Below are 23,377 nucleotides of genomic sequence, written 5' to 3' on the forward strand. Positions count from 1 at the left end.
CTTAGCGCGTCGTCTCCAATCTAGGCTATGTTGTAACATTTGCGCCAGCCGCGCGCACCTATTTTAATTCTGTCTACTTGATTTGTTTCATGAAAATTTCGCCAAACCCCACTAATAACTAAAAAGAATAAAACCTAATAAACTTCTATTTTTTATGGAATAAGAATGACGCTATATTAACCTCATCACTATTGTATGAGATGCGGATATGGAACTATTTACTCTACCCGGGCAACAGGCACAGGGCAAAGTCTGGCTTGTGGGCGCCGGTCCTGGCGACATTGAGCTATTAACGCTCAAGGCCTACCGCATCCTGAAGAAGGCCGATGTGGTCTTGTTCGACGCTCTGGTGAGCGATGAGATTTTGGCTTTAGCGCCGAAAGAGGCGGAGCTGATCGCCGTGGGCAAGCGCGCCGGTAAACACAGCGCCGCCCAGGAGGAGATCAACCAGCTGTTGGTGACCAAGGCTTATACCCGCAAGAATGTGGTGCGTCTCAAGGGGGGCGACCCCTTCATCTTCGGCCGTGGTGGCGAAGAGCTGGAGACCCTGGTAGAGGCCGGGGTGGAGTTCGAGGTGGTGCCTGGCATCACGGCGGCCAGCGGCACCTCTGCCTACGCAGGTATTCCCTTGACCCACAGGGATCACGCCCAGGGAGTCACCTTTATTACCGGTCACTGCAAGTTAGAGAGTCGTCCCATGGACTGGCAGTCCTATGCCAACAGCGCCAATACGCTAGTGGTCTACATGGGGATCCTTAACGCCGCCAGCATTCAACATGGACTTATCTCGGCCGGGCGTTCGCCCAAGACGCCGGTGGCGATTGTCTCCAAGGCAACCACGTCGGCTCAGCAGCGCTTTATCGGCACCCTAGGTGAACTGGCGGAACTGGCAGCCGATCCGGCACTGGAGATGCCAGCGCTGATGATCATAGGTGAGGTGGTTGGCCTGGGCGATAGCCTGCACTGGTTCAATCCAGAGACCAGCCCTAAGACCCTGGATGCGGCGCTGAAACAGTCGCTAGGTCAGTAATCCATTTTTCAGTAATCTTCTTTTCAGTAGTCTACTTTAAAGTCTTTCTTAAATAGTGCCTGCAGCGCGCGGGCATACTCTTCATCTGCCTTGGGGCGCACCAGCTGCGCCAATTCGTCGCCGGTCGGCGTCAGTCGATAATAGCTAAACACTAAGTGCCCGTGCTTGGGCGTCAGCGTCATGCGCTTGCCCGACAGGGTAAAGCTGATGGGGTTCTTGGCGTTGAGCTGTCCCGTCTCAAACTCGCTCCTGTGCAGCAGACCCGCATCCACCAGGGTGAGCACTGAGGAGTAGGGCAGGCCAAACTGCGACAGGGCGATCTGGGTGGTATCCGTCTTGCGAAACAGCTGCCCTATGCCGCCGGCGTGACGAAAGCCGATCACCAGCTTGAGTTTAGATTCGTTGTTGAAGGTGACAGCCATTCCCAGGGCCTTCTCGAACATCTGCGCCTCTTTGTGGGTCAGCTGCTTCAGGGTCGCCAGGCTCCTGAGGCTAAAGCTACCTGGGCTGGTGATCTCGTTGGCCAAGATCCGTCCCCACAGGGCCTGCATGTTACGGTTGTGGATCTGCTCCGCCAGCTGAAAGAACTGGTGAATCCAGTCGGGGTCGAGATCCGCCCCGGTCACATCCGATGGCGTGTGGGAGAGGGCGATGGCGTAGATGTTTTCCAGGTTAGCCTGATACTGGCTGGCGAGCTTGCGCAGACGATGGTCCGAGCGCTCGGCCACAGAGGCCTGAGAGGGACGGTAATCCTCGTCGCTGCCCAGACCGATCAGGCGCCCAAGCAGCAGGGCCTTGCGGCGGGCAGATACATCGGGTTGATTGGACCCTGAATTGGATAGCTTAACGATCTCGGCCATAATCTTTTCTTGTGAATAATCTTATCTTGTGTTGCTTTATCGTCCGATTCTATCTGAATTTCGCCCTAGGCCCTAGCTCCAACCCCTAGCTTCAGGCGTTGGCCGGCCAGTTGACATGCTTGTCCTGGGCCGGATGGCGCGGAATGTTGAAGGCTAGCACCAGTGAGCAGAGGGCGAAGCCTGCCCCGATAAAGAACACCCACTTATTGGAGTAGAGCCAGAGCATCCCCAGCAGCGCTGGGATCACCACGGCCGCGATATGGTTGATGGTGAAGCTGACCGACATGGTGGCGGCGATATCCTTGGGCTCGGCGATCTTCTGGAAATAGGTCTTGATGGCGATGGCCATGGCAAACAGTAGATGATCCAGCACATAGAGCACCGCCGCCATCTCGGCCTGCTGGACGAAGGCGTAGCTGGTGAAGATCACTATCAGACCCACATACTCTATCATCAGGGCGTTGCGCTCGCCGATGCGGCCGATAAAGCGGCCAATGGCGGGGGCGAACAGCAGGTTGACCACATAGTTGATCAGGAAGAGGGCAGTGATCTGGCTGACGCTATAACCAAACTTCTCCACCATCATGAAGCCGGCAAACACCATGAAGATCTGTCGGCGCGCGCCGGAGAAAAAGGTCAGCAGGTAGTAGAGCCAGTAGCGTCGTCTGAGGATCACCTTCTTGTGCTGCACCTCGCCCTGGGGAAACTGCGGGAAATAGAGGGTCAGGGCGATCACCATCAGCAGCCCGAGTCCACCTATGATGGCGTACATCCACTGATAATCTAGCTGTAAATAGGTCATCACCACCCAGATGCTGCCATAGCCTGTGAGGGCCGCCGCCGAGCGCCAGGCCAGCGCCTTGCCCATGAAGCCCGCGGTGTCGGCCTTGTCGACCCACTGCAGGGTGAGGGACTGATTGATGGTCTCGTAGTAGTGAAAGCCCACCGACATGAGTATGGTGGTCAGGTAGAGGCCCAGCACCTGAGGGAAGAAGCCTGTAATGCCCACCCCTATGGTCAGCAGGGCGAGGGAGACCAGGGCGAAGGTCTGTTCCCTGAGCAGCAGTAAGATGAAGATGGCGGTAAAGGCCAGAAATCCGGGTACCTCGCGCAGACTCTGTAATATGCCTATCTCGGCGCCGGTAAAGCTGGCCCGCTCGATGACGAAGTTATTCAGCAGCACCTGCCACACAGAAAACACCAAGGACATCACGAAGGTCATCAGCAGTAAGAGGGTTTGGGGGTTCTTCTTTAACATTCCATTGGCTTCCAGTCTTTCCCGGGGCGATCAGTCTACCCCATAGCTTGGGCGGCACAAACTGGTTTCAATCATTACGCCCTAGCATGCTTTGTCATCAATTTGTTATTAACAAATGTAAATTGTAATGCAAATTATTCTCATTTGAAATATTGTGCCCGCAATTTAATGGGGGATGCTGTTTATTCAGCATGGAGAGAAGATGACACTGAAATTAACCACCTTAGGGATGGCTATCGCTGGCTTGCTGGCGGGCAATGCCTATGCCGACACTCAACTAAATAACACAACCAATACCGCCACCAATACCGCGACCTTAGCCGAGTCGATCGCCAGGCAGGAGCAGGCGCTTATCCAGCTGAAAAAGGAGCTGGCCCAGCTTAAGGCGCAGCAGGCCGACAAACAGGCAGAGAAACAGGCCGAGCAACAGATTGACCGGCAGGTGCTGACCAAGGCGGTACAGGAGCAGGTTGCCCTGGAGGTCGCTAACAGCCCCTGGAGCCGGTTCAAGTTTGAATCCTACGGTAGCATGAATTACACCAGCGACGAGTATTTCGATAACGTGCAGGACACCTCGCCCGAGCGTCGCGGCCGTCTGGATCTGGAGCGGATCGTCACCGAATTTGGCTATCAGTTCAACGACGAGTGGGACATGGAGGTGGAGATCGAATATGAACATGGCGGCACGGGCAGCGCTCTGGAATATGACGGTTTCGACGAGTTCGGCGAGTTTGAGTCGGAGGTCGAAGCCGGCGGCGAGGTGATGATCGAGAAGGCCCAGCTCAGGTATCGCCCGAGTAAGGCCTTCGGCATCAAGTTCGGTAACATACACCTGCCCGTGGGGCTTTCCAGTGTGCTGCACAAGCCTAACCAATACCTGACCGTACTGCGTCACCGCAGCGAGGCGGCCATGTTGCCTGCCGTGTGGAACGAGACGGGTATCGGCATCTTCGGCGACCTGGGAGATTTTCATTATCAGGCTCAAATAGTTAGCGGCCTCAACTCTGAGTATTTCCGCACTTACGACTGGATAGCTTCGGGCCATCAGAAGCGCTTCGAGCACGTCAATGCCGACGAGCTGGCCTATGTGCTGCGCCTGGATTACGGCAGCTTCAAGCAGCCAGGCCTGGCCCTGGGCGCCGCCTACTACTATGGCAACACCAGCGGTAATCGCCACAAGAGCAACAAGCTGGCCGGTGACGGCAGCGTGAGCCTGCTGGCGCTGTCCGGTGCTTATGTGGACGGCCCCTGGATACTGCGCGGACAGTACCTACAGGGCACCCTGGATGATGCCGATGCGATCACTCAGGCCAACAAGACCACCCCAGGCCTCAAGCCGGGTAACTTCGCCCAGCTGGGCAGCAAGGCAGAGTCCTTCTTCGTCGAGGCGGGGTTGGATCTCAACCACTTCTTCTCTGTGCCGCTGACTGTGTTTGCCAACCTGGATTACGCCAACCCGCTGAGCGAGGTGGAAACCGGTACGGCCACCAAGCGTTATGAGAACACCTGGACCAGTGTCGGCATCAACTACTCGCCGATCCCCGAGATAGTGATCAAGGCCGAGGGCGGCCTGCATCAGGTGGCGGTGGCTGCCATCCCGGATACCCATTTCTTTGCCCTGGGCGTGGGCTATCAATTCTCGCTCTAATGGCCGACAACTTTGATTTTTATGGAGAGACAGATGAAACAATTTAAATATGGCGCGATCGCATTGGCACTGATTTCGGCCCTGGCGGCCTGTGGTGGTTCGGGCAGCGATGAGCCCGAGGTGGTGGTGCCCGAAACAGGTTTTAGTTTCGATGCCGACGCCCTGATCGTCAACCTGAGCGACGAGGTGATCGTCAAGGGTTACAGCACATTGGCGGATCGCGGTGAGGCGCTGCTGCAGGCTACCCAGACCCTGGTTGCCACTCCGACCCAGGCAAATCTTGAGGCGGCGCAGTCGGCCTGGAAGGCGGCCCGTCAGCCCTGGGAGCAGGGCGAGTCACACATCTTCGGCCCGGTAGACTCTCTGGGGATCGACCCACACCTGGATAGCTGGCCGCTGAACACCACAGATCTTAAGACGGTTTTAATCAACAGCAGCGGCTTCGATGCCGAGACCATCAAGGGCTGGAACGATGACGTGCAGGGCTTCCACACCATGGAGTTTCTGCTGTTCGGTGACGGCATAGACGACAACGTCAAGCAGATCGACGAGCTGACCGCCAATGAGCGCGACTATCTCATGGGACTGGCCGAGGTGTTTCGCGACTACACCAAACAGCTGGCCGATGCTTGGCTGGTCAGCCATGACGGCCAGAGTGGCAAGGCCTATGGCGAGTTGCTGAAATCGCCGGGCGTCGATGGCAACACCTTCTACAGCTCGCAGGTGGGCGTGTTGGAGGAGCTGATCAAGGGGATGATCGGCATAGTCGACGAGGTGGGTAACGGTAAGATCGCCGACCCCTTCGGCGGCTCGCTGGCCAGCGCCGACACCTCAAAGGTGGAGTCGCAATACTCTTGGAACTCGCTGACCGACTTTAGCGACAACATCATAGGGGTGCGCAACGTCTATCAGGGCGAGTTCACCGGCGAGGCCGACAAGCAGGGGATCATCGACTTCGTGCGCGCCGCCGACAGCGAGCTGGCTAGCCGGGTCGCCGCCGAGATAGACGCTGCCATCTTGCAGATCCGCGCCATCGAAGGCACAGACAAGATGCCGTTCCGTCAGGCGATAAAAGATGAGGCGGGCCGCGAGCGCATCCAGAAGGCGGTCGATGCCCTGGCTACCCTGCAGGCGAGCCTGGAAAATCAGGTGTTGCCGCTACTCAAAGAGTGGAAGGTATAAGGCCAGTTAAGAAGAGAGCCCAGGCTCTCTTTTTCTTTTCTATATAACCTCATAAAAACAAAGGCTAAATGGCAAGAGGCCCATTTAGCCCGACTGCAATAAAGTGTGATAAAGATGATGAATTGCTTAACCAAACCCTCCGCCCTGTTGGCGGCCTTGACCCTGGCACAGACATTGGCCTTGACCGGCTGTGGCGGCTCGGGTGATGAGATAGAAGTGCCAGAGCCCGAGAAGCAGTATCCCGACTATACCCAGGTGACGGCATTGGGCGGTGACACCACCACCTTCGATGCCTCGAGTTCGGGCCACGGCTACTCGACGCCGGCGCTGAATCTCAACCAGGCGCAGCTCGCCCAGCACCTAAGCGGTGACCTGAATTTTGAGACCGCCTTTACCACGGCGCCCAACGAGGATCATCCCGAACTCGATGGCCTGGGGCCAGTGTTCAACAACGCCGACTGTAACTCCTGCCATCAGCGTGACGGTCGTAACTCGACGCCCATAGTGCCCGCAGGGCAAGCGCGCATTAAGCTCGGCTCCGAGGCGGGGATCTTCCTGCGTATCAGCAAGGCCCCGGATCAGCCCTGCCTGCAAGGTACGCCTGAGAACAACTACTGCGCGCCTATTCCTGTGCCCAACTTCGGCACTCAGCTGTTTCACCGCGGGGTGCTTAAGGCCAGGGAAGACTGGCAGCAGAACCTGTTCGGCGGTCAGGCGGATGTCTACCTCTCCTACGAGCTAAAGACGGTAACCTATCCCGACGGCACTGAGGTGACGCTCAAAAGGCCACTGTTTGCGGTGGAAAATCCCTTCGATGCGCCGGGTGAGAGCCTCAACAGCAGCAACGTCACCTCTGAGCTTTTGCAGGGCGATGTCTTGATGGGCTGGCGTAACGGCATGCCTGTGTTTGGTCTTGGGCTGCTGGAGGCGATTCCCGAGGCGAGTATTCTGGCGCTGGTGGATGAAAACGATGCCGACGGCGATGGCATCTCAGGACGGGCAAACTATGTGTTCGACGCCGTCAAGGCGCAGCGCGGCGAGAGCCATCCCGTCTCTTTGGGACGTTTCGGCTGGAAGGCCAACACTCCCAGCGTACGGGTGCAGTCATTGGGCGCGCTGCGCGGCGATATAGGGATCACCAACCCCCTGTTTCCCGAGGAGAGCATAGCGGGCACCAGCATGCATGACAGTTACCTAACCCGCACTGGGTTTATCGATACCGGCAGCGGCGTCGACGGTGAGCCAGAGGCGAGCGCCGAGTTTAGCGACGACGTGGTCTTTTACGCCGAGACCCTGGCGGTGCCAGCGAGGCGCCAGGTGGATGATGTTAAGGTGAGGGAAGGGGCGCGACTGTTTGAACAGGTCAACTGCAGCGGCTGTCACCAGCCCAAGTTTGTCACCAAGACTAGCGGTGAGATTGGCGGCCTGCCCATGATAGATGCCCTCAAGGGGCAGACCATCTATCCCTTCAGCGATATGTTGCTCCATGACATGGGGGAAGGCCTGAGTGATGCTCGTCCCGACTTCCTGGCCAGCGGCAGTGAGTGGCGCACTCGACCGCTGTGGGGCATAGGCCTGACCCAGACGGTCAATCCCCAGGCGGGCTTCTTGCACGATGGCCGCGCGGCGAGTGTGGAGGAGGCGATCCTCTGGCATGGCGGCGAGGCCCAGGCCAGTACCGATAAGTTCATGGCCCTGACCCAAGCGGAGCGCTCGCAACTGCTGGCTTTCGTGATGTCCCTCTAAGGGTAAGAAAGACGATGAGGAGCGCGGCCTAGGCCGCGCTTTTTTATGACAAAATATATCTAGAAGGCAATTTGTGACCTCGGTAAACTTAAGCCGGATTTTGCCCTTAGTCCTCGTGATCTGTTTCAATTAAATATTGCCCGATTTCCCCTATCATGGTGCTATAGCAAGAATTAAGTCGACTTAGGGGCCTTCGTGAGCAAAATATTAATCATCTATTCCAGTGTGCATGGGCAGACCCGTAAGCTGTGCGATTTTATGCAGCGCGAGCTCGAGGCGCTGGAACATAGCGTCACCTGCGCCAGCATAGACAACCCGCCAGCCCTGGAAGGGTTCGATAAGATAGTCCTGGGCGCTAGCATTCGTCACGGCAAGCACAATCCCAGGGTGTATGACTTCATTCGCGAGAACATCAAGGTGCTGCAGGAGAAGGCCAGCAGTTTCTTTTCGGTAAGCTTAGTGGCGCGAAAGCTCGCCAAGAATACCCCGGAGACCAACCCGTACATGCAGGCGTTTCTGGCTAAGTCGCCCTGGCAGCCAAAGCTCTTAGCGGTGTTTGGCGGTAACCTGGATTATCAGGGTTATAACGCCCTGGATCGCAACATCATACGTTTCATCATGTGGATCACTAAGGGGCCGACTGCGCCGGATACCAAGGTCGAGTACACCGACTGGGACAAGGTGAAGCACTATGCCCAGCAGGTCGATGCGCTCTAGTATTGCGCGCTTTCGTAAAGTTCAAGCGTCAACATAGCGTGAGTCATATCAAGAGGACAGCAAGATGAAGACACTGACCAAGCTGCGCGAGGTGCTGGAGACCTATCAGCATCTGTTTGTCATCCTGTTAACCCTGTTTCTGGTGGGCACCAGCGGCTGGCTCATGATGGGGCGGGCGCTGCGGGCCAACGCCTCGGTCTGGGATATCCTGCATGTCTACCTTGGGCTGCTGGCGGGGATCTTCTCGGTCACCATGTTGGCGATCAACCTGATGCGCGGTCAGTGGCGACAATATTTTCCCTATCTGGTGGGCGACTTTACTCAGCTGAGTAACGATGTATGCGGCCTGAAGCGTGGCAAGTTGCCCCTGGCCGGTGGCCGCGGCCTGTTTAGCGTGGTCGAGGGGATAGGCATGCTGCTGTTTGTGGCGGTATCCGTTACCGGCCTGATGTGGTTTATCACCCAAGGCAGCAGCGAGGCCCTCAACTGGCGTAGCTATCATCACAGCCTGGCCCACGGTTTCATCGTCTTCATGGTGATCCACGCCCTGTTTGCCCTGTCGCACCTGCTGGACTTTATTCGCCGCTAGGCCAGGGCTCTAGGTTAGAGTTAGGCAAGTGTTAGCGCCCGCGAGAGTTTAAGCACCGCAAGACAAGGTCAGAGTTGATCACTCCTCATCGACCAACTGCTCGATAAACCAGTTGCCCGCCTGGCCCAGTCCCTCCTGCCAGATGAGATCTATGGGCCAGTGATTGCCCTGCTTACCATAATCGAAGTTCAGATCCTTAAGCTTGCCCTCCTCGATGAGCGGCTGGGCGAGCGCCTGTGGATACATGGCAAAACCACAGCCCGCCAACAGTAGCTCCCGCAGCTGATAGAAACGCTCGACGGTCACCAGCTTGCTGGAGTAGCGCATCACCTCGAGGTAATGGGGCAGTATGATGTTGCCCGCAGGCGGCATCAATTGGTGATGGTGATCGAAGTCTTCCAGTTCGGGGGCACTCCTTAGCTGTGCCAGTGGATGCTGGGGGGCACTCACCAGCAGCCATTTAATACGGCTGATGGTTTGTATGTTGACCCCCCTGAGGTTTGCCAGGCGATTGGGTGCGATGATGATATCGCACTGAAGATTCTGCCAGTCCAGGGTCTCCGCCTCGACTATGTTGATTTCCAGATCTGGGTAGCGCGCCGCCAGCTCGCCGATGAGCCGGGTGTATTCGGGGTAACAGGTGTAGGGATGCAGGCAGATGGAGAGCTGGCTCTCTATCCCTTCGCTCATCATCTGTGCCTGGCGCTCCATGGCGATAAGCTTGGGCAGTATCTCCAGCGCCTTCACATAGAGGCGTTTGCCCTCCTGGGTGAGCTGTGGTTTCTTACCGCCATGGCGCTCGAACAGGGTCAGCTCCAGATCAAACTCCAGATGTTGTATCGCCTTGTTGACCGCGGCGACGCTGACCCCCAGCTCCTTGGCGGCGCCGGAAAAGCTGCCAAGCTGGGCTACGGACACAATGTATTGCAATCTCTCTGTGGTGATGATCATCGGCGAACCTTTAACTTTAGGTTGATAGTTCTTAGCGTAGCACTTTTTTCGCCTTTGGTACGATTAACCCGTCAACGAATCAACATCCTTAGTTACGGAGATTGTTACCATGAAAAAAGTACTACTAAGCACCACTATCGCAGCCCTATTTGCCACTACTATGGGCGCCGCCATAAACGCCGAAGCCTGTTCTCGTCTGGTGACAGAGACCCAATACGGCACTATGTTAATGCGTACCGCAGACTGGGTGAGCACTGCCCCCTTCGACGGTCACATGTCTGTCTTCCCAGTCGGCACCGAGCGCACCATGCGCGGTCAAGTTGCCGAGTACCAGCAGGCCATGACTAAGTGGCAGACTAAGTACCACACTCTCTCTATCGAAGAGCATGGCGCCTTCAGTGGCTTGTCGGGTCAGACTTCTAACGAGAAGGGACTCAGCGTGATGGCACTATCTCAGCATGACAGCGAGCCTTATCTGAGCCAGCACAAAGATAATGGCGCGCCAGCGGTTAATACCGCCGACGTAGTGAGCTTTATCACCGAGCGTTATGCCACCACCGCCGAGGTGAAAGCGGCCCTGGATAATGGTGAGTTCCAAATCGCCTGGGCCTCTGCGCCAAATGGTATGGAGCACGCTGCGCCACTGCACTACTCTGTGGTCGATGCCGACGGTAACATTATGCTTATCCAACTGGTGAAGGGCGGTGAGCAGAAAATCTATCTGGGTGATGCCGAATCGGATCTGCGTGTCAAGACTAACGACCCGCTGCAGGAGAAGCACAGAGAGTATATGCAGCAGTTCGACCTTAAGGATCCTAGCGTTGCTACTAAGATGCCTTGGAGCATAGGCGGCCTGGAGCGTAACTCACGCCTGCTGGCCATGTCGACTCACATGGACTTAGAAGGGCTGAGCTACACAGAGACAGTTGCTCGTCAGAAGGGCACCTTCGATGCGGCGGCGCTGGTGCCATTTGGTGTGCAGGACCCTAAGACGGGCGAAGACTACCCAAGCTTCTTCAGCATGCAGTACAACCTGGATAACGGTGATATCTGGTTCCGCAGCCTGATGAGTGGCAAGGAGGTCAAGTTTAACCTGGAAGACACCAAGCAGTTCAAGACGCCAATGCATGCCGATATCATGGCTCAGGTAGATAAAGGCGCTCAGACCATCACCTGGTCTAAGATGTAAGCTAGGCGAATGCCTTAACAAAATGGGTTTAAAAAAGCGCGGCTTAGGCCGCGCTTTTTTTTATCTGCTCCTATGGCTAGTTGCCAGCTTGGGCGGCCGCCTCAGGTTCCTTTGCGGGGGCATTGCTAGGCGCCTCCTCTGAGCGCTTCTCATCATCCGTGCCCGTCTCATCAGTCAATTCCGTTTTATCGGTTGATCCCATCTCATGGTGCAGCAGGCTGAGCAGCAGGCCACCAATAATAATGGCGATACTGATAGAGATAAGGCGCACCAGCTGGGCATAGAGGGCATCGGATCCTATGTGGGTGATGATTTGATACACAAGCACCACAAAGTTGGTAAACAGCAGCTGATAGATGGCCTGGGGAGTGGCTCGCCTGATGGCAAAGCCCGCCAGTTGCAGGCCGCAGAAGATGGCCATTCCCAACACTACCCAGGTCGGCAGACCAAAGGCAAAGGTCAACATCACGGGGAAGGTGAAGAGGATACCTATGGCCGTGGTGATCAGACGATTCTGCTTGAAGCTCTTATGCTCCTTGGGATCCGCCAGCTTGATCATGCTGCCTATGGTGATAGCAATCAGCATGCTCTGGGAGCTGCCGATGCCGATCAGCGCCGCGAGTACTATGGTCATGGCGGTGGTCTTAAATAAGATGGTGCCCATATGGGTGCTGCTGCCATCGGCCTGGGTCTCATCGGGCAGTATGTCTTGCTCGTCGCCGGGAAACAGCAGGAAACTCAGATAGGTGAGGATCAGTGCCAGCACCGCCGATTTCATCAACAACCAGGGCAGCACCTCGATGGGCGCCTGCATCTGCTTACTCATGATGGTCATGATGATCACCACGATCAGCATCAGAGTGGCGAGCAGATCTTTGCCGTCGTTGTGGCTGCGATAGAAACTCCAAAACAGTAGCGACCAGCAGAACAACAGGTAACCGCTGGGGGAGTCCAGCAAGAGTCCGCCGATAAACACCAGCCCCAGGCTGACAAACAGGACGATCAGCAGCAGCTTGAGCATCAGGCTCAGGGGCGGACGCGAGGGCATCAGGGTGAGAAAGATCACCATGAACATGGGCGCCAATATGGCTAGCGGCGCCGCCTGGGACCAGAGGTAAAACAGCAGCGCTAGCGGGCCGAATACCAGGCGTATGATAGGGTTGGCTGGGCTATGAAACATAGGTCCAGATACTCACTATCTGCATCCAGATGCCGGCCAGGAACTCGCCTATGCTGCTCTGTTCTGTGTAGAAGGCCACTGTGGCCTGAGAGCCGTAGCGAATATTGCCTGGCGGCTTGGTGCCGGTGAAGACTATGTTGACCGGGTAGCGCTGGGCCTTGATGCCGTTGCTGTCTGCGGTGAGAAAACCTGTATTCTGGTCGATATTGTTGCTGCCGCCCGTGCCCCAGCCTATGCTGTCGACCTTGCCTTCTAGCACTCGTCCCGGCAGGGCGTCGAGGACTATCTCCACCTTGTTGCCCACCTTGATATGTTCCAGCGAGTTTTCTCTGACCAGGGCCGAGATCCACACGCCCCTTGGATCGATAAAGGTCAACATGGGCGAGCCGACGTTGGCGCGCTGTCCCAGGGTGAGCTGAAGGTTGGTGACCACGCCCTTAGAAGGGGCCTTGACCTGAGTCTTTTGCAGATCCAGCTGAGCCTTCTCCAGGTTTGCCATGGCCGCGAGGATCTGCGGATTGTCCTGACCCGCCGGGCCCAGGGCCTGTCTGGCCTGCACTAACGAGGCCTCGGCCGCTTCGAGATTCGCCTGGGTTCTGTCTCTGGCCTCGATGGCGTTATCCAGCTCTGCCTGGCTGAGTACTCCCTGTCCGGCCAGCTCGCTGACGCGCGCGGCCTGCTCCTTAGCGTTGTTGCGCGCCGCGATGGCATCTACCACCTTAGCCTGAGCCACCTCTACCGCCGCCGTGCTGGCACCGATATTCTGCCCCGCCAGCGACAGATTGGCCTGAGCCGATTGCAGGGCGAGACGATAGTTGCGCGGATCGATCTGAAACAGGGGCTCGCCGGCCTCGACGATCTGGTTATCTCTGACGCTCACCTCTGTGATGTTACCGGCGACCTCTGAGGCCACCCTTACCAGATAGGCATGCACCCTGGCATCGCTCGTCATGGGCGTTACCCTGTCGGCCCAAAGGCTATAGAGCCAGACCGCTAAGATTAAGCCTATGATGTAAAAACTCATTTTCCGTGATGATTGTTCCGCAGCAGACATGCCTTCGCCTCGATGAATAGAGATTGTTTCATGGTAAACCTCGATCCTGTTACCAGCAAGTAACAAGTCTCGTTTTAGTGGTGTTTCTATGACCTAGGTATCTAAAAAGGCGGGGAAAGTGGGCTAGCCTGATTTAGCCTAGGTCTTGGCAAGCTTATTGTGAAGGGCTAAGAGCAGAGCTAGGCATAGCCTGCTTTGCAGAGCATTGCGAGTATGTTAGCTTGGGAGCGTATCGCCATGGCGAGCGGATAAACGTCTTCGTCGGTGCGTGCAGGGAATGGGTCAATTCATGGAAGGCATCTGGGATCTCTCCTGGCAAATACACTCCTTCAGCAGTCTAGATTTACCGACATTGCCTAATGTTTTTCGCTAAAAAAATTAAAGGATTAATTAGATATGCCTAGATTGAGCAAGGTGAATTTGCTGTTTCTAATCGGCCTTGGCGGCTGCCAGGCCTCCCTTAACGGTATCCCTCCTATGCCCGAGGTGATCGAGCTAGCCGATGGAACCTATAAGGTGTTTGTTGCCCACCCCAGTAAGACACAGGTGGTGAAAACCTCTAAAGGATTCATGAATAAGATATGTAGTGATAAGGGACTGAGTTACGACATCATCTCTGAAAATATCGAGATGACGGGTGAAGCCATCGACCAAACCAAGAAATCTTCCTCTGTATCAGTCTTGGGCGTGAGCCGCACCGAATCAGAATATGAAACTAAACATATGCAGGAAGGGGAGGTGCATTTCAAGTGCGTCCCTGAGGATGAAGCGGCCTCAAGCCTGGTGCATCGCACGACGCCTTGAGCTGGTGCCTTACAATTAGCGCTTTAGTAAACGGATAATGCCAGAAATAATAATAGGAAAATCAAAATGTCAGGGAATATCTTTAAGTTTAAAGACGCGACGCAGTTAACCCACTGGGTACGCTACATGCTATATGCCCAGATAGTGGTTGCGCTAATTGCCATCGGCTCCAACTATCTGGAGTATCAGCTGCTGATGGACTATATCTCGGGGGACTACATCTCAGAGGCCCAGGCGGTTGCCGATGGTGAGGCCAACGATATGCGTCAGCTCGTGGTGGGTGTGCTCTATCTATTGGTCTTTATTGCCTCGGGCGTCCTGATCCTCAAGTGGATATACAGGGCGAACTTCAACGCGCGTCAGCTGGGCGCCACTGATATGAACTTCACTCCTGGCTGGTCCATCGGCTATTTTTTCATTCCCATCTTCTGCATCTGGAAACCCTATCAGGCGATGAATGAGATCTGGCAGGCGAGCCATGATCCCGAGAACTGGAGTTTGAGCGGCTTCAACTCCAGCATCAGCCTGTGGTGGCTACTATGGATCGTCAGTAATGCCCTGGGTCAGGTGGTATATCGATTAACAGATAAGGCAGAGGAGTTACAAGATTTCATTAATCTCAACATGCTAGCTCAAGTATCAGAGGTTTCCACTATCTTATTGGCCTTCGCTACCCTAAGTGTGATTAACACTATTTACCGGGCACAGACCGAGGCGTTGGCGCGGGGGGAGCAGCAGGCCTATCAGGGGGCGCATCAGGTGGTTGTCGGCTAACGCCACAAGGTTAAAGCCAGTGCGATTAATAACAACGAGAAACAAAAAAGGCGCCGTAGGGCGCCTTTCTTATGTCATTTTGCCAAGCTTATTTGTGCTCGACGGCCAGGTAGTTGATTAGATCGATCAGCTCACCCAGGGTGCGGATCTGGCTTAGGTTGACCGCGTACTTATCGTTAACGATAAAGGTGGGCACACTCTGAATGCGGAACTCACGTTGCTGGGCGCGCCACAGGTCGAGCTTGCCACTGACCGTCTTACCATCGGCGATCTCGTCATACTTGCTGATATCGATCCCCTGATCGGCGAACACCTTCTTGATGTCGTCGCGGGTATTAATAGCAGGTTTCTCATGGGCGCTATGGTCATGATCATGGCTGTGTCCGTGGCCGCCTTGCTCGCCCTGAATGGCGCTAAACATGGCGTGGACCATCTTGTCTTCGACGCCCAGCTCCTGGATCACCCCAAGTGAGCGCATTACCTCTGTGCCTATGTCTGAGTTCATGAAGTCCACATGCTTGCTGTCGAAGCTCACTCGCTTGTCCAGGTTAGCCTTGATGTCTCCCAGGAACTGAGTCTCCATGTTGAAGCAGTTGTGGCAGTAGAAGGAGTAGAACTCGGTCAGCTTAGGGCTGGCACTGGGGGCCTTGTCAGACACCGTCATGAAGTGTTGCCCCTCGACAAACTGGGCGGCAAAACTGGTGAGCGGCGCCACGGCTAGGGTCAGGGCGAGTGCGATATGTTTAATCATGATGATCCTTAAATTGATAGCGTCGTTGTGCAATCAATGGCTAACGTCAATCGACAATAGGGTTAGCCTAAATGCCAAAGCTTAATTATGACTGAAGGCGTGGTGAGAAACAGGGGCCAGAGTGTGACCTGAGCTGAAGTTCTGAGTATTGTCTGTCGGTAGAAAGGGCGGATCTGTGACGGGGCTAGCGCGACTCTCTCAGTGTCTGCCAGGCCTCGCAGACCCGCTTAAATTGAGTGGCGTCGCCGCCGTCACGGTCGGGGTGCCATTGCAGGGCCAATTTTCGCCACTGCTTGCGTATCTCTCTGTCGCTGGCGTCTTGGGGCAGCTCGAACACCTCCAGCGCCTGACGCTTGGGCAGGGCGTTGTGGCTGGTGCCGATATAGTCCTCATAGCGCTGCCAGAAGGATTCCAGCATCTCCTGAATGATATCCGGGCAGGTGTCGTAGTGCTGCCAGTCCTGATAGTAGCTTCTTAGGGCGTCATCCTGACTCAGCTGGCTATCTAAATTGCTGGGAGGGATGCGAAAGATCTGTATCTCCATCGCCCTGACCTGCAGGTAGCTGCCGGGCAGTAGCATGGCCTGTAACTCGAACAGGGCGTTCATCAGCAGGAAGTTCTGCTTAAACAGGGCCTTCTGTGGGTCTGTGTCCAGCGCGCGCATCAGGCCTTTCTCTTGTAGGGCGGCGGCCAGGTGATGCACCTTCCAGCTACGGTTGCTGCGCTGCAGCAGGGTGAGAAGCGGCCAGATGAGCGGGTTATCGCCTTTGATGGCGAAGCATTGGCTGGACGATGAGGCGTCTTGCAGCCTGGCGGCTGTCGGGGTCGATTTGGCAAGAAGCATACAGAGAGTCTCATCCGTGACTGGCGATAATTTCTACTATGACAATGGAGAAAATAGAACGCAAGTCTTATTGGTTAAGCCTGGGCTTGTCGGGCCTGCAACCAATGAAAAGGCGATGCATGGCATATGCATCGCCCTATGGCAGATCATGAGTTGAGACGCTTAGATCTCGGTGAAGAGCGTCTCGATAGGCAGGCGCGACTTAGGCAGCTTGGCATTAAAGTCATCCTCGCTGTGATAACCCAGGGCCACCACCACAGAGGCGGCGTAGCCTTTGGCCGGCAGCTCCAACACCTGGTTGAGCTTAGTGGCGTTGAAGCCTTCGATTGGTGTAGCGTCGATGTCCAGCAGGCTGGCGCCCAGCAGCAGGGTGCCCAGCGCCAAGTAGACCTGCTTCTCCATCCAGTGCTGGCTGTCTTTCAGCTCGATTCTGTGCATGTTGGCGAAGAAGGAACGTCCGTTGTGCTGGCCCTGTTTGGCGGCTTCGTCGGCGAAACGGCCATCCGCATCTTCCTGCTCGAGTACCTTTAATAGGTGGGCCTCATCCATGTTGGTCTTAGTGCAGAGCACCAGCACGTGGGAGGCGTTGAGGATCTTGGCGGTGTTGAAGGCGAAGTCGCTGGTGGCCTCGGCGATCTGCGCCTTACCTTCCTCGGTCGAGGCGAGGACGAAGTGCCAAGGCTGTGAGTTGGTCGACGATGGGCTCATGCGAAGCAGCTGCTTGATCTCCTCGATCTTGTCGTCGGCGATCTTGCGGCTTGGGTCGAATGCCTTAGTGGTGTAGCGCTTATTGGTGTAGAAACTGAGTTGTTGCATGACAAGCATCCTGTAATTGAGTCGATTCTTTATGTCGAGAGTGAGGCTGATTCTACGTGACTCTTTCACCGATAAAAACAGAGGAAAGTCACATATACTTTCAAAAATATATTGATAATAGGCGGTCGCCAGTCTGCAGAGGCCATTATGATCGCGAGGCATAACCCTTAGCGATTGCTCAACGGATAACAGTCGCATAAGTGAAGCTAATTACCTGACAAAAAAGATGATTTATGCTTAACTTTCAGAGCTGTCATCTTGAGTCGAGCGCTCCGCCCGACTCGCCTACGCCGGAGAAGAAAACATGGCTTTTCGAATCGATTCATCCATCATCGCCTGGCCCCTGATGGGGGCATTGTTGAGTGCGCCCGCCATGGCCTTGGACTGGCGCCTGGGCATAGGCGGACACGACTACTATGTGGATGAGGCCGACTCCCACACCTTAGGCGCGGGAGTGAGTATTGGCCTGACTCATCTTACCGAGAGTGAGATCAAGCTTACCGGCGAGCTGAATATCTTCGTGGATCATGATGTGGACGAGCTCGACCCCGACCATATTCCCGTCTGGTTTAGCTCTTACTACAGTGCCAGTGGCGACCTCTTCTCGCTATCCCAGCATTCTCGCCTCTTTTGGGACATAAGCCTGGGGGGCAAGCGTAATACCGTCAGCTCGGTGGAGAAACAGGTCAGGCTGTTTCCGGCCCTGGGTTATGGCTATCAGAGAGAGGGTTTTCAGGCCGACGTTAAGCTGGGAGGCGGTTACTACTTCCTGGAGATCGACGACGATGTGCCGCGCATGCGTGGCTATGACAGGGAAGATTTCCAGAATAAGACAGGCGCCTATACGCTGGCCGCGGTGACCCAGTTTGCCCTGGGCAAAGATTTCGATCTGAGCCTGGCGGCGCAGCAGTGGCACGATGGCAGCGATTGGCTGGAGAACCAGCTGGAGGCGCGCCTCAGCTATGATGCCGACCATTGGTCCTCTAAGAGTCAGCTCGTCTTCAGCGTGAAATATAACGAGTATAATCTGGATCCCTATGCCAGGGTGCCCGTGGACTCGCCGGACTATTTGCCGATCCTGCCCTGGAACAAAGATCTCTTCGTCAGAGTCTATTTCGACATGCCCTGGGGTTAAGCCTGGCTGCGCGTGAGACAGGAGATATGCGTAACTGTGCTAGCGGCAGGGCTTTTCTACTCATGATGGCTTTGCCGCGAGTAAGGGCTTTGCCGCTAGTATAGGTTTGGCCGTTAGTATAGGTTTGGCCGTTTGTATAGATTTGGCAGTTAGTAGAGGCTTAGAGGAGGGGACGTGACCCAAACGTCAGCAGCGGCGGGCCAGATACGAATCGCCAGTTTCAATTTGTACAACTTCATCGCGCCGCCCGACGCCTATTACGATTTTAATAACATCTACACTCAGGCCCAGTGGCAGCAGAAATGTGACTGGATAAGGCGCTACCTGGCGAGCCATGACCCCTGCGTCATCGGCTTTCAGGAGGTGTTTTCGATAGACGCATTGCAGGCCCTGCTGGCCGAGGCAGGCTATCCCTATTTTGTCACCGTCGACACGCCCGAGGTCAGCGACGACTTCATCTATCGCCACCCAGTGTTGGCCCTGGCCAGCAAGTACCCCATCCTTAGCTATGAGGCATGCGATATCGATCAAACGGTCGCCAGCCTCATGGGTATTGCCCCTGGTTTTCAATACAGCCGCCTGCCCTTGAGGGCGACCATAGCGCTGCCGCATCTTGGCCCCTGCGACTGTTATCTGGTGCATTTTAAGTCCAAGCGGGCTCAGTTTGAGCCTGAGCAGGCAATGACCCCAGACCCCGGGAGCGAGCCTGCCGCAATGGGGGCTCAGAGCGATGGCCTGACCATTGAGAAGCGTGGAGCCCTGTTTGCCATCGAGGCGGCGGCCAAGTGGGCTTCATCGCTGATACGCGGCAGTGAGGCGAGTCTGCTGCGAGTCGCCATCGCCAGGCGCCGTATTGATACCCGCTACCCTGTGATCCTGATGGGCGACTTTAACGATAGCCTGGCCGGTGGCGTGTTGTCGGCGCTGGTGAGCGAGGATAGTCGCCTGCTTGGGGGCTTGGGTGAGGAGGCGTTTCAGGACTATCGCCTGCAGGATGCCTACCTGCTTCATGAGCGCTCCGAGTACAGCCCAGCGTCGGTGGCGCGGGTCCCGACCCACTATCATCTTAATCGCGGCGAGGTGATCGACTATATCCTGCTCTCCATCGAGTTCGATCCCCATAATCATCAGTGTCTGGCACAGGTGAGTCAGTATCACACCTATGATAGCCACCTGATCAATCCGCAATATGATCGCGACAGCCACAGCACAGATCACGCCCCCGTGATGGTCAGCCTCAAGATCAGGGAATAGGGCGAGGTCCAAAGAGGCAAAATGTGGGCTATATTCTTGTTTTACTTGTGGGATTAATTAACACTATCGGCTATATTTTGCTCAGACTAGGTGGTGAGGCCTAAAGCAAAGATTCTAGTTTAGCGTTTAACGCTTTGGGCCTTAGTCGGGTTATCGGTACGCACTTACACACGCTGGGAAGGGAAAGTTATGGACAATGAAGCCAAGGCGCAGCAGCGCAAAGAGTTTATCGGTAATATGACGGAGTCGGCGATTCGCATCGGCCTACTCGCCATCTTAGTGATCTGGACCTACGACATAGTGCGGCCCTTTATCGTGCCGGCCCTGTGGGGCGCCATCATCGCCGTCGCCCTGATGCCGTTAACCCACAGGCTGGAGCGCATGTTAAAGGGTCGTCGTGGCCTGGCAGCGACCCTTATCGCCCTGGTGGGGATCGCCCTGTTGGTGACCCCTTTCGTGGTGGTCTCGGGCTCCATCTTCGAGGGGGTATCCAACACCCTTAAGGTGCTGCAGAGCGGCGAGATCCACCTGCCAGAGCCGACCCAGCGGGTGGCGGAAATTCCCATCATAGGCGAGCGCCTGTTTGAGGTGTGGCATAACATCGCCAGCAACCTGGAGAAGGCGATATTGCACTTCCTGCCGGAGATCAAGGCGGGCTTCTCGGCGCTGGCCGGAGTGATAGGCAGTAGCCTGGCCACCCTGGTGATGTTTATCATCTCGCTGCTGATCGCGGCCGGCTTCATGGCGAACTCAGAGCAGTGCGCCGCTGCCATGAGTAAAGTGGCGGTGCGGGCTGTAGGCCCCAATGCCCACGCCTGGACCAGTCTGACAGCCGCCACCATACGCAGTGTGCTCCTCGGGGTGGTCGGTGTGGCCTTCATCCAGGCCATGCTGATCGGCTCGGCCCTGTTTGTCTTCGGCCTGCCCGCCGCCGGACTGCTCACCTTGGTGGCCCTGTTTCTGGGGATCGCCCAACTGCCGGCGCTGATCATAGTGCTGCCCCTTATTGGCTATGCCTACTCCTCCATGGAGGGTACCTCGGCAACCATCTTCAGCGTGTGGATCTTCCTTGGAGGCATCTCTGACAATATCCTCAAGCCTATCTTGATGGGCCGGGGCGTGGATGTGCCCATGCCAGTGATACTGATAGGTGCCATCGGCGGCATGCTGTTTGCCGGGATCATCGGCCTCTTCCTGGGCGCCGTGGTGCTGGCCATCTGGTATGAACTCTTCATCGCCTGGCTAAATGGCGGTGAGCCCGAGGCGGTGTTGGCTCAGGCGGAGACGCCTGAGTCACAGCGCGACGCCGAGACGGCGGAGTAGGTCTATGCTGGATGCCGTCTGCCGGGTCGAGGGCCAGGTCGAGAAAACCTATTCGGTATTTACCTTTCAGCGCCTCAGCGAGCAAGAGATAGAGGCGCTGCGCCAGCAGCTCTATTGCCCCGTGTGTGACGGCAAGGCCTATTTTCGCAAGGCCTCGCGTGACGGCAAGGCCGCCTGTTTCGGCTCTCGCTATCATCAGATGGACTGCAGCGAGTTTAATCCCTCGGCCAGTCGCAAACAGGAGGAGCAAGATGCCCTGGAGGTGAATCAGCAGCTGCTGGAGAGTGACGCCCTGAAGATAGACTTCAGCATGCCGTCCAGGCGTAAGAGTCAACCAGCGCAGCAGGCTCAGGCCGAACAAGCTCAGGCCAAACAAGCTCAGGCCAAACAAGAGCCGGTGGATGGCGTACAGAGCCCCAAGGGGAGTTATCATGTTAACGCCGAGTCTAAAGCCGAGACTAAAACCGAATCTGGGCACTCGCCGAAGAGGGAAACAGAACCTAAGATAGCCACCCAGGGGCTACAGAAACTTCTCCACAGCCTGCTGCGGGGCAGCGATCTGGCCAGCTCAGATCTCTGGGTCTATACCGACGACAAGTATCGCTGGCGGGCCAAGAACCTGTTCGTCAACTTTGCCGAGGCCGAGCCCAACGAGCGTCACGCGCCACGCATGTATTGGGGCACCATCTCCCACGCCGACAAGGCGCTGCTCTGGCTCAATCCCGCCGACTGTAAGGATGTGGGCATCCCCATCGAGGAGGTGAAGGATGAGCTGTGTAAGAAATACGATATCCAGCAGCGGGAGGATCTCGACGGGGCAGGCATCATCCTCTTCGGCAAATGCTTCTGGAACAAGGACAAGACCCGCAAGATCATCCAGTTGTGGAACAAGGACCTTAGCCGGCTGCATCTGGTGAAGGCCGAGGATTAGGAGGCGTTTTGCATTGCAAAGCGCATTTTCTTGGCGCCGCCTGAGCTTTCCCCTCTGCTAAGCACCGCTAAATCATATTAACAACCCCTGCCGATTGAACCACTTGAGTGGCTTTCTCATGGATTGGTACGCCTTATGCTCAGCTAGGTTATCGAACCAGGTACCTCGAGTATGAGGATAAGGAGTCGGCGATGAGGTTATGCAATCAAGCTCCCCTGCTGGGATTTGTGGTCAACCGGACCCTGTATGCCAGCAGCGAGGCCTACCGGCAACGTATCGACTATATCTGCAAGTTAATGCGCCTGGCGGGCGCGGACAGGGGCCAGGCAGATTGCGGCCGTGCAGATAAGGGCCGCACCCGACGCGAGCGCCAGGCCTGCCTGATAAAGCGTTAGAGCTGTGAGGTGACTCTGGCTATTCGTCGGGCCAGTAGGGTATCGCCCCACTGAAACAGGCCGAGCCCCGCCAGCACCAGGCCGGCACCTATCATCAGGGTCTGGGAGATCTGCTCATGATTCACCATTGCGCCCAGGGCCATGGCAAATACCGGGGTGATCAGCGTGACCAGGGCGACTGTGCTGGCATTGAGGTGCTGCAGAATATAGAAGTAGCCGATGAAGCCTATCAAGGAGCCGAAGATCCCCAAGTAGAAGATGGCGGCGATGGAGCGCGTCGACCAGGTCTCCACCGGCAGGCTGGCATCGAATATCAACCAGGCCAGGGCAAACAGTGGGGTCGAAAACAGCAAGGCGCCGACCGTGCTGGCGATGGGGTGAATCGCTAGCTCAACTGTCTTGATCAGCACGCCGCTGAGGCTGAAGAGAAATACGGCAAAGAGGATCAACACCAGGCCTATCCAAGTATCGCTGCCCAGGGCGAGCTTGGCCGAACAGACCACGCCAAGGCCGCAGAATGCCAGAATGAGCGCCATGATCCGCATGGGGCTGAATTTAGGTTCGTTTAGCAGCCTTTGTGCTAACAGGCCTGATACCAGCGGGGAGAGGCCGAACAGCAGCGACATGGTGCCCGAGGCCAGATAACGGGCGGCAAAATAGCTCAGCAACATGCCGCCCACTATGCCTATGGCCGAATAGGCGTAGAGCTTGAAGGCGGTGCGATGCCAGGGCAGGCGTATGCTGCTAAAGAGGATGATCAGGCTGCCAATGATCAGGGCGATCACCATGCGCGAGAGTACCGCCATGGTGGGATGCACCGTCTCGCTGCTCCAGACGATCCCCAAGGGGGTGGTGGACCAGATGAGCACCACGGCCAGAAACGAAACAGGCACCAGGCGCGGCAGTTGAGCGGCGTAGGCTTGAGTAGGGGAAGACATGCTAGCAG

23 protein-coding genes are annotated in these 23,377 nt (G+C 56.2%); 14 read left to right on the forward strand and 9 right to left on the reverse strand.

The window, feature by feature from the left end; translation table 11 throughout:
• Nucleotides 1-208 precede the first annotated feature (208 nt).
• Nucleotides 209-1,030 (forward strand): uroporphyrinogen-III C-methyltransferase, encoded by an 822-nt coding sequence (gene cobA / locus K0J45_RS03430; protein WP_220044250.1) that lies wholly within the window; start codon nt 209-211, stop codon nt 1,028-1,030.
• Between the two features lie 23 nt (nt 1,031-1,053).
• On the opposite strand, the gene K0J45_RS03435 is transcribed toward cobA, so the two are convergent.
• Together K0J45_RS03435 and K0J45_RS03440 are read right to left on the reverse strand one after the other, a co-directional pair.
• Nucleotides 1,054-1,890 (reverse strand): TIGR03899 family protein, encoded by an 837-nt coding sequence (locus K0J45_RS03435; RefSeq protein ID WP_011864479.1) that lies wholly within the window; start codon nt 1,888-1,890, stop codon nt 1,054-1,056.
• 91 nt (nt 1,891-1,981) lie between these two features.
• Nucleotides 1,982-3,148, reverse strand: coding sequence for an MFS transporter (locus K0J45_RS03440; protein WP_220044251.1), 1,167 nt, complete (start codon nt 3,146-3,148; stop codon nt 1,982-1,984).
• Nucleotides 3,149-3,350: 202 nt separating this feature from the next.
• Between K0J45_RS03440 and K0J45_RS03445 the strand changes: the two genes are divergently transcribed.
• From K0J45_RS03445 to K0J45_RS03465, 5 genes are all read left to right on the forward strand, one after another.
• Nucleotides 3,351-4,796, forward strand: coding sequence for a porin family protein (locus tag K0J45_RS03445; RefSeq protein WP_220044252.1), 1,446 nt, complete (start codon nt 3,351-3,353; stop codon nt 4,794-4,796).
• 33 nt (nt 4,797-4,829) lie between these two features.
• Nucleotides 4,830-5,978 (forward strand): imelysin family protein, encoded by a 1,149-nt coding sequence (locus tag K0J45_RS03450; protein ID WP_220044253.1) that lies wholly within the window; start codon nt 4,830-4,832, stop codon nt 5,976-5,978.
• Between the two features lie 114 nt (nt 5,979-6,092).
• Entirely contained in the window at nt 6,093-7,724 is a 1,632-nt protein-coding gene (locus K0J45_RS03455) for a di-heme oxidoredictase family protein (RefSeq protein WP_220044255.1), read from the forward strand.
• Between the two features lie 195 nt (nt 7,725-7,919).
• Nucleotides 7,920-8,441, forward strand: a complete 522-nt coding sequence (hemG, locus tag K0J45_RS03460; protein ID WP_220044257.1) for a menaquinone-dependent protoporphyrinogen IX dehydrogenase — start codon at nt 7,920-7,922, stop codon at nt 8,439-8,441.
• 64 nt (nt 8,442-8,505) lie between these two features.
• The gene (locus K0J45_RS03465) at nt 8,506-9,030 is read left to right on the forward strand and encodes a cytochrome b/b6 domain-containing protein (protein WP_220044258.1); all 525 of its coding nucleotides are present in this window, start codon (nt 8,506-8,508) and stop codon (nt 9,028-9,030) included.
• 78 nt (nt 9,031-9,108) lie between these two features.
• Here K0J45_RS03465 and K0J45_RS03470 read toward each other — a convergent pair whose 3' ends face one another.
• Nucleotides 9,109-9,981 (reverse strand): LysR family transcriptional regulator, encoded by an 873-nt coding sequence (locus K0J45_RS03470; RefSeq protein ID WP_220044259.1) that lies wholly within the window; start codon nt 9,979-9,981, stop codon nt 9,109-9,111.
• Between the two features lie 109 nt (nt 9,982-10,090).
• On the opposite strand from K0J45_RS03470, the gene K0J45_RS03475 reads away from it, so the two are divergent.
• Nucleotides 10,091-11,170 carry a linear amide C-N hydrolase gene (locus K0J45_RS03475; RefSeq protein WP_220044260.1) on the forward strand — a complete coding sequence of 360 codons (1,080 nt, stop codon included), beginning with the start codon at nt 10,091-10,093 and terminating at the stop codon, nt 11,168-11,170.
• 76 nt (nt 11,171-11,246) lie between these two features.
• Here K0J45_RS03475 and K0J45_RS03480 read toward each other — a convergent pair whose 3' ends face one another.
• Nucleotides 11,247-12,350 carry a DUF2955 domain-containing protein gene (locus K0J45_RS03480; RefSeq protein ID WP_220044261.1) on the reverse strand — a complete coding sequence of 368 codons (1,104 nt, stop codon included), beginning with the start codon at nt 12,348-12,350 and terminating at the stop codon, nt 11,247-11,249.
• Complete coding sequence (locus K0J45_RS03485) at nt 12,340-13,302, reverse strand: HlyD family secretion protein (RefSeq protein ID WP_258406757.1); 963 nt, start codon at nt 13,300-13,302, stop codon at nt 12,340-12,342. The genes K0J45_RS03480 and K0J45_RS03485 overlap by 11 nt, the downstream gene beginning before the upstream one ends.
• A 498-nt stretch (nt 13,303-13,800) precedes the next feature.
• On the opposite strand from K0J45_RS03485, the gene K0J45_RS03490 reads away from it, so the two are divergent.
• Both K0J45_RS03490 and K0J45_RS03495 read left to right on the forward strand, forming a co-directional pair.
• A complete protein-coding gene (locus K0J45_RS03490; RefSeq protein WP_220044263.1) occupies nt 13,801-14,208 on the forward strand; it encodes a hypothetical protein in 408 nt (135 codons plus the stop codon).
• 66 nt (nt 14,209-14,274) lie between these two features.
• Nucleotides 14,275-14,982: a DUF4328 domain-containing protein gene (locus K0J45_RS03495; RefSeq protein WP_220044264.1), complete on the forward strand. Its 708-nt coding sequence runs from the start codon at nt 14,275-14,277 to the stop codon at nt 14,980-14,982.
• 88 nt (nt 14,983-15,070) lie between these two features.
• Here the strand turns inward: K0J45_RS03495 and K0J45_RS03500 are convergent, their stop codons facing one another.
• The 3 genes from K0J45_RS03500 to nfsB form a co-directional block, all read right to left on the reverse strand.
• Nucleotides 15,071-15,733 (reverse strand): thiol:disulfide interchange protein DsbA/DsbL, encoded by a 663-nt coding sequence (locus tag K0J45_RS03500; protein WP_220044265.1) that lies wholly within the window; start codon nt 15,731-15,733, stop codon nt 15,071-15,073.
• A 184-nt stretch (nt 15,734-15,917) separates the two neighbouring features.
• On the reverse strand, nt 15,918-16,577 hold the full coding sequence (locus tag K0J45_RS03505; protein WP_011864493.1) for a DNA-J related domain-containing protein: 660 nt from the start codon (nt 16,575-16,577) through the stop codon (nt 15,918-15,920).
• Between the two features lie 162 nt (nt 16,578-16,739).
• On the reverse strand, nt 16,740-17,393 hold the full coding sequence (gene nfsB, locus K0J45_RS03510; RefSeq protein ID WP_220044266.1) for an oxygen-insensitive NAD(P)H nitroreductase: 654 nt from the start codon (nt 17,391-17,393) through the stop codon (nt 16,740-16,742).
• 304 nt (nt 17,394-17,697) lie between these two features.
• On the opposite strand from nfsB, the gene K0J45_RS03515 reads away from it, so the two are divergent.
• The 5 genes from K0J45_RS03515 to K0J45_RS03535 all read left to right on the forward strand — a co-directional run bounded on the left by K0J45_RS03515 (nt 17,698) and on the right by K0J45_RS03535 (nt 22,431).
• Nucleotides 17,698-18,528 carry a hypothetical protein gene (locus K0J45_RS03515; protein ID WP_220044267.1) on the forward strand — a complete coding sequence of 277 codons (831 nt, stop codon included), beginning with the start codon at nt 17,698-17,700 and terminating at the stop codon, nt 18,526-18,528.
• A 174-nt stretch (nt 18,529-18,702) separates the two neighbouring features.
• Nucleotides 18,703-19,782, forward strand: a complete 1,080-nt coding sequence (locus tag K0J45_RS03520; RefSeq protein ID WP_220044268.1) for an endonuclease/exonuclease/phosphatase family protein — start codon at nt 18,703-18,705, stop codon at nt 19,780-19,782.
• 189 nt (nt 19,783-19,971) lie between these two features.
• Nucleotides 19,972-21,105, forward strand: coding sequence for an AI-2E family transporter (locus tag K0J45_RS03525; RefSeq protein WP_220044269.1), 1,134 nt, complete (start codon nt 19,972-19,974; stop codon nt 21,103-21,105).
• Between the two features lie 4 nt (nt 21,106-21,109).
• Nucleotides 21,110-22,036: a hypothetical protein gene (locus K0J45_RS03530; protein ID WP_220044271.1), complete on the forward strand. Its 927-nt coding sequence runs from the start codon at nt 21,110-21,112 to the stop codon at nt 22,034-22,036.
• 191 nt (nt 22,037-22,227) lie between these two features.
• Nucleotides 22,228-22,431, forward strand: a complete 204-nt coding sequence (locus K0J45_RS03535) for a hypothetical protein (protein WP_220044272.1) — start codon at nt 22,228-22,230, stop codon at nt 22,429-22,431.
• Here the strand turns inward: K0J45_RS03535 and K0J45_RS03540 are convergent.
• Nucleotides 22,428-23,369 (reverse strand): DMT family transporter, encoded by a 942-nt coding sequence (locus K0J45_RS03540; RefSeq protein WP_220044273.1) that lies wholly within the window; start codon nt 23,367-23,369, stop codon nt 22,428-22,430. The genes K0J45_RS03535 and K0J45_RS03540 overlap by 4 nt on opposite strands.
• Nucleotides 23,370-23,377: the final 8 nt, after the last annotated feature.

Source organism: Shewanella alkalitolerans (genome assembly GCF_019457575.1).
GTDB classification, from domain to species: domain Bacteria; phylum Pseudomonadota; class Gammaproteobacteria; order Enterobacterales; family Shewanellaceae; genus Shewanella; species Shewanella loihica.

Bases quoted from the DNA above. Each gene is read 5' to 3' on its own strand.
- cobA (WP_220044250.1), top strand. From the start codon at position 209: ATGGAACTATTTACTCTACCCGGGCAACAGGCACAGGGCAAAGTCTGG.
- K0J45_RS03435 (WP_011864479.1), bottom strand. From the start codon at position 1,890: ATGGCCGAGATCGTTAAGCTATCCAATTCAGGGTCCAATCAACCCGAT.
- K0J45_RS03440 (WP_220044251.1), bottom strand. From the start codon at position 3,148: ATGTTAAAGAAGAACCCCCAAACCCTCTTACTGCTGATGACCTTCGTG.
- K0J45_RS03445 (WP_220044252.1), top strand. From the start codon at position 3,351: ATGACACTGAAATTAACCACCTTAGGGATGGCTATCGCTGGCTTGCTG.
- K0J45_RS03450 (WP_220044253.1), top strand. From the start codon at position 4,830: ATGAAACAATTTAAATATGGCGCGATCGCATTGGCACTGATTTCGGCC.
- K0J45_RS03455 (WP_220044255.1), top strand. From the start codon at position 6,093: ATGATGAATTGCTTAACCAAACCCTCCGCCCTGTTGGCGGCCTTGACC.
- K0J45_RS03465 (WP_220044258.1), top strand. From the start codon at position 8,506: ATGAAGACACTGACCAAGCTGCGCGAGGTGCTGGAGACCTATCAGCAT.
- K0J45_RS03470 (WP_220044259.1), bottom strand. From the start codon at position 9,981: ATGATCATCACCACAGAGAGATTGCAATACATTGTGTCCGTAGCCCAG.
- K0J45_RS03475 (WP_220044260.1), top strand. From the start codon at position 10,091: ATGAAAAAAGTACTACTAAGCACCACTATCGCAGCCCTATTTGCCACT.
- K0J45_RS03480 (WP_220044261.1), bottom strand. From the start codon at position 12,350: ATGTTTCATAGCCCAGCCAACCCTATCATACGCCTGGTATTCGGCCCG.
- K0J45_RS03485 (WP_258406757.1), bottom strand. From the start codon at position 13,302: ATGACGAGCGATGCCAGGGTGCATGCCTATCTGGTAAGGGTGGCCTCA.
- K0J45_RS03490 (WP_220044263.1), top strand. From the start codon at position 13,801: ATGCCTAGATTGAGCAAGGTGAATTTGCTGTTTCTAATCGGCCTTGGC.
- K0J45_RS03495 (WP_220044264.1), top strand. From the start codon at position 14,275: ATGTCAGGGAATATCTTTAAGTTTAAAGACGCGACGCAGTTAACCCAC.
- K0J45_RS03500 (WP_220044265.1), bottom strand. From the start codon at position 15,733: ATGATTAAACATATCGCACTCGCCCTGACCCTAGCCGTGGCGCCGCTC.
- K0J45_RS03505 (WP_011864493.1), bottom strand. From the start codon at position 16,577: ATGCTTCTTGCCAAATCGACCCCGACAGCCGCCAGGCTGCAAGACGCC.
- nfsB (WP_220044266.1), bottom strand. From the start codon at position 17,393: ATGCAACAACTCAGTTTCTACACCAATAAGCGCTACACCACTAAGGCA.
- K0J45_RS03515 (WP_220044267.1), top strand. From the start codon at position 17,698: ATGGCTTTTCGAATCGATTCATCCATCATCGCCTGGCCCCTGATGGGG.
- K0J45_RS03525 (WP_220044269.1), top strand. From the start codon at position 19,972: ATGGACAATGAAGCCAAGGCGCAGCAGCGCAAAGAGTTTATCGGTAAT.
- K0J45_RS03530 (WP_220044271.1), top strand. From the start codon at position 21,110: ATGCTGGATGCCGTCTGCCGGGTCGAGGGCCAGGTCGAGAAAACCTAT.
- K0J45_RS03535 (WP_220044272.1), top strand. From the start codon at position 22,228: ATGAGGTTATGCAATCAAGCTCCCCTGCTGGGATTTGTGGTCAACCGG.
- K0J45_RS03540 (WP_220044273.1), bottom strand. From the start codon at position 23,369: ATGTCTTCCCCTACTCAAGCCTACGCCGCTCAACTGCCGCGCCTGGTG.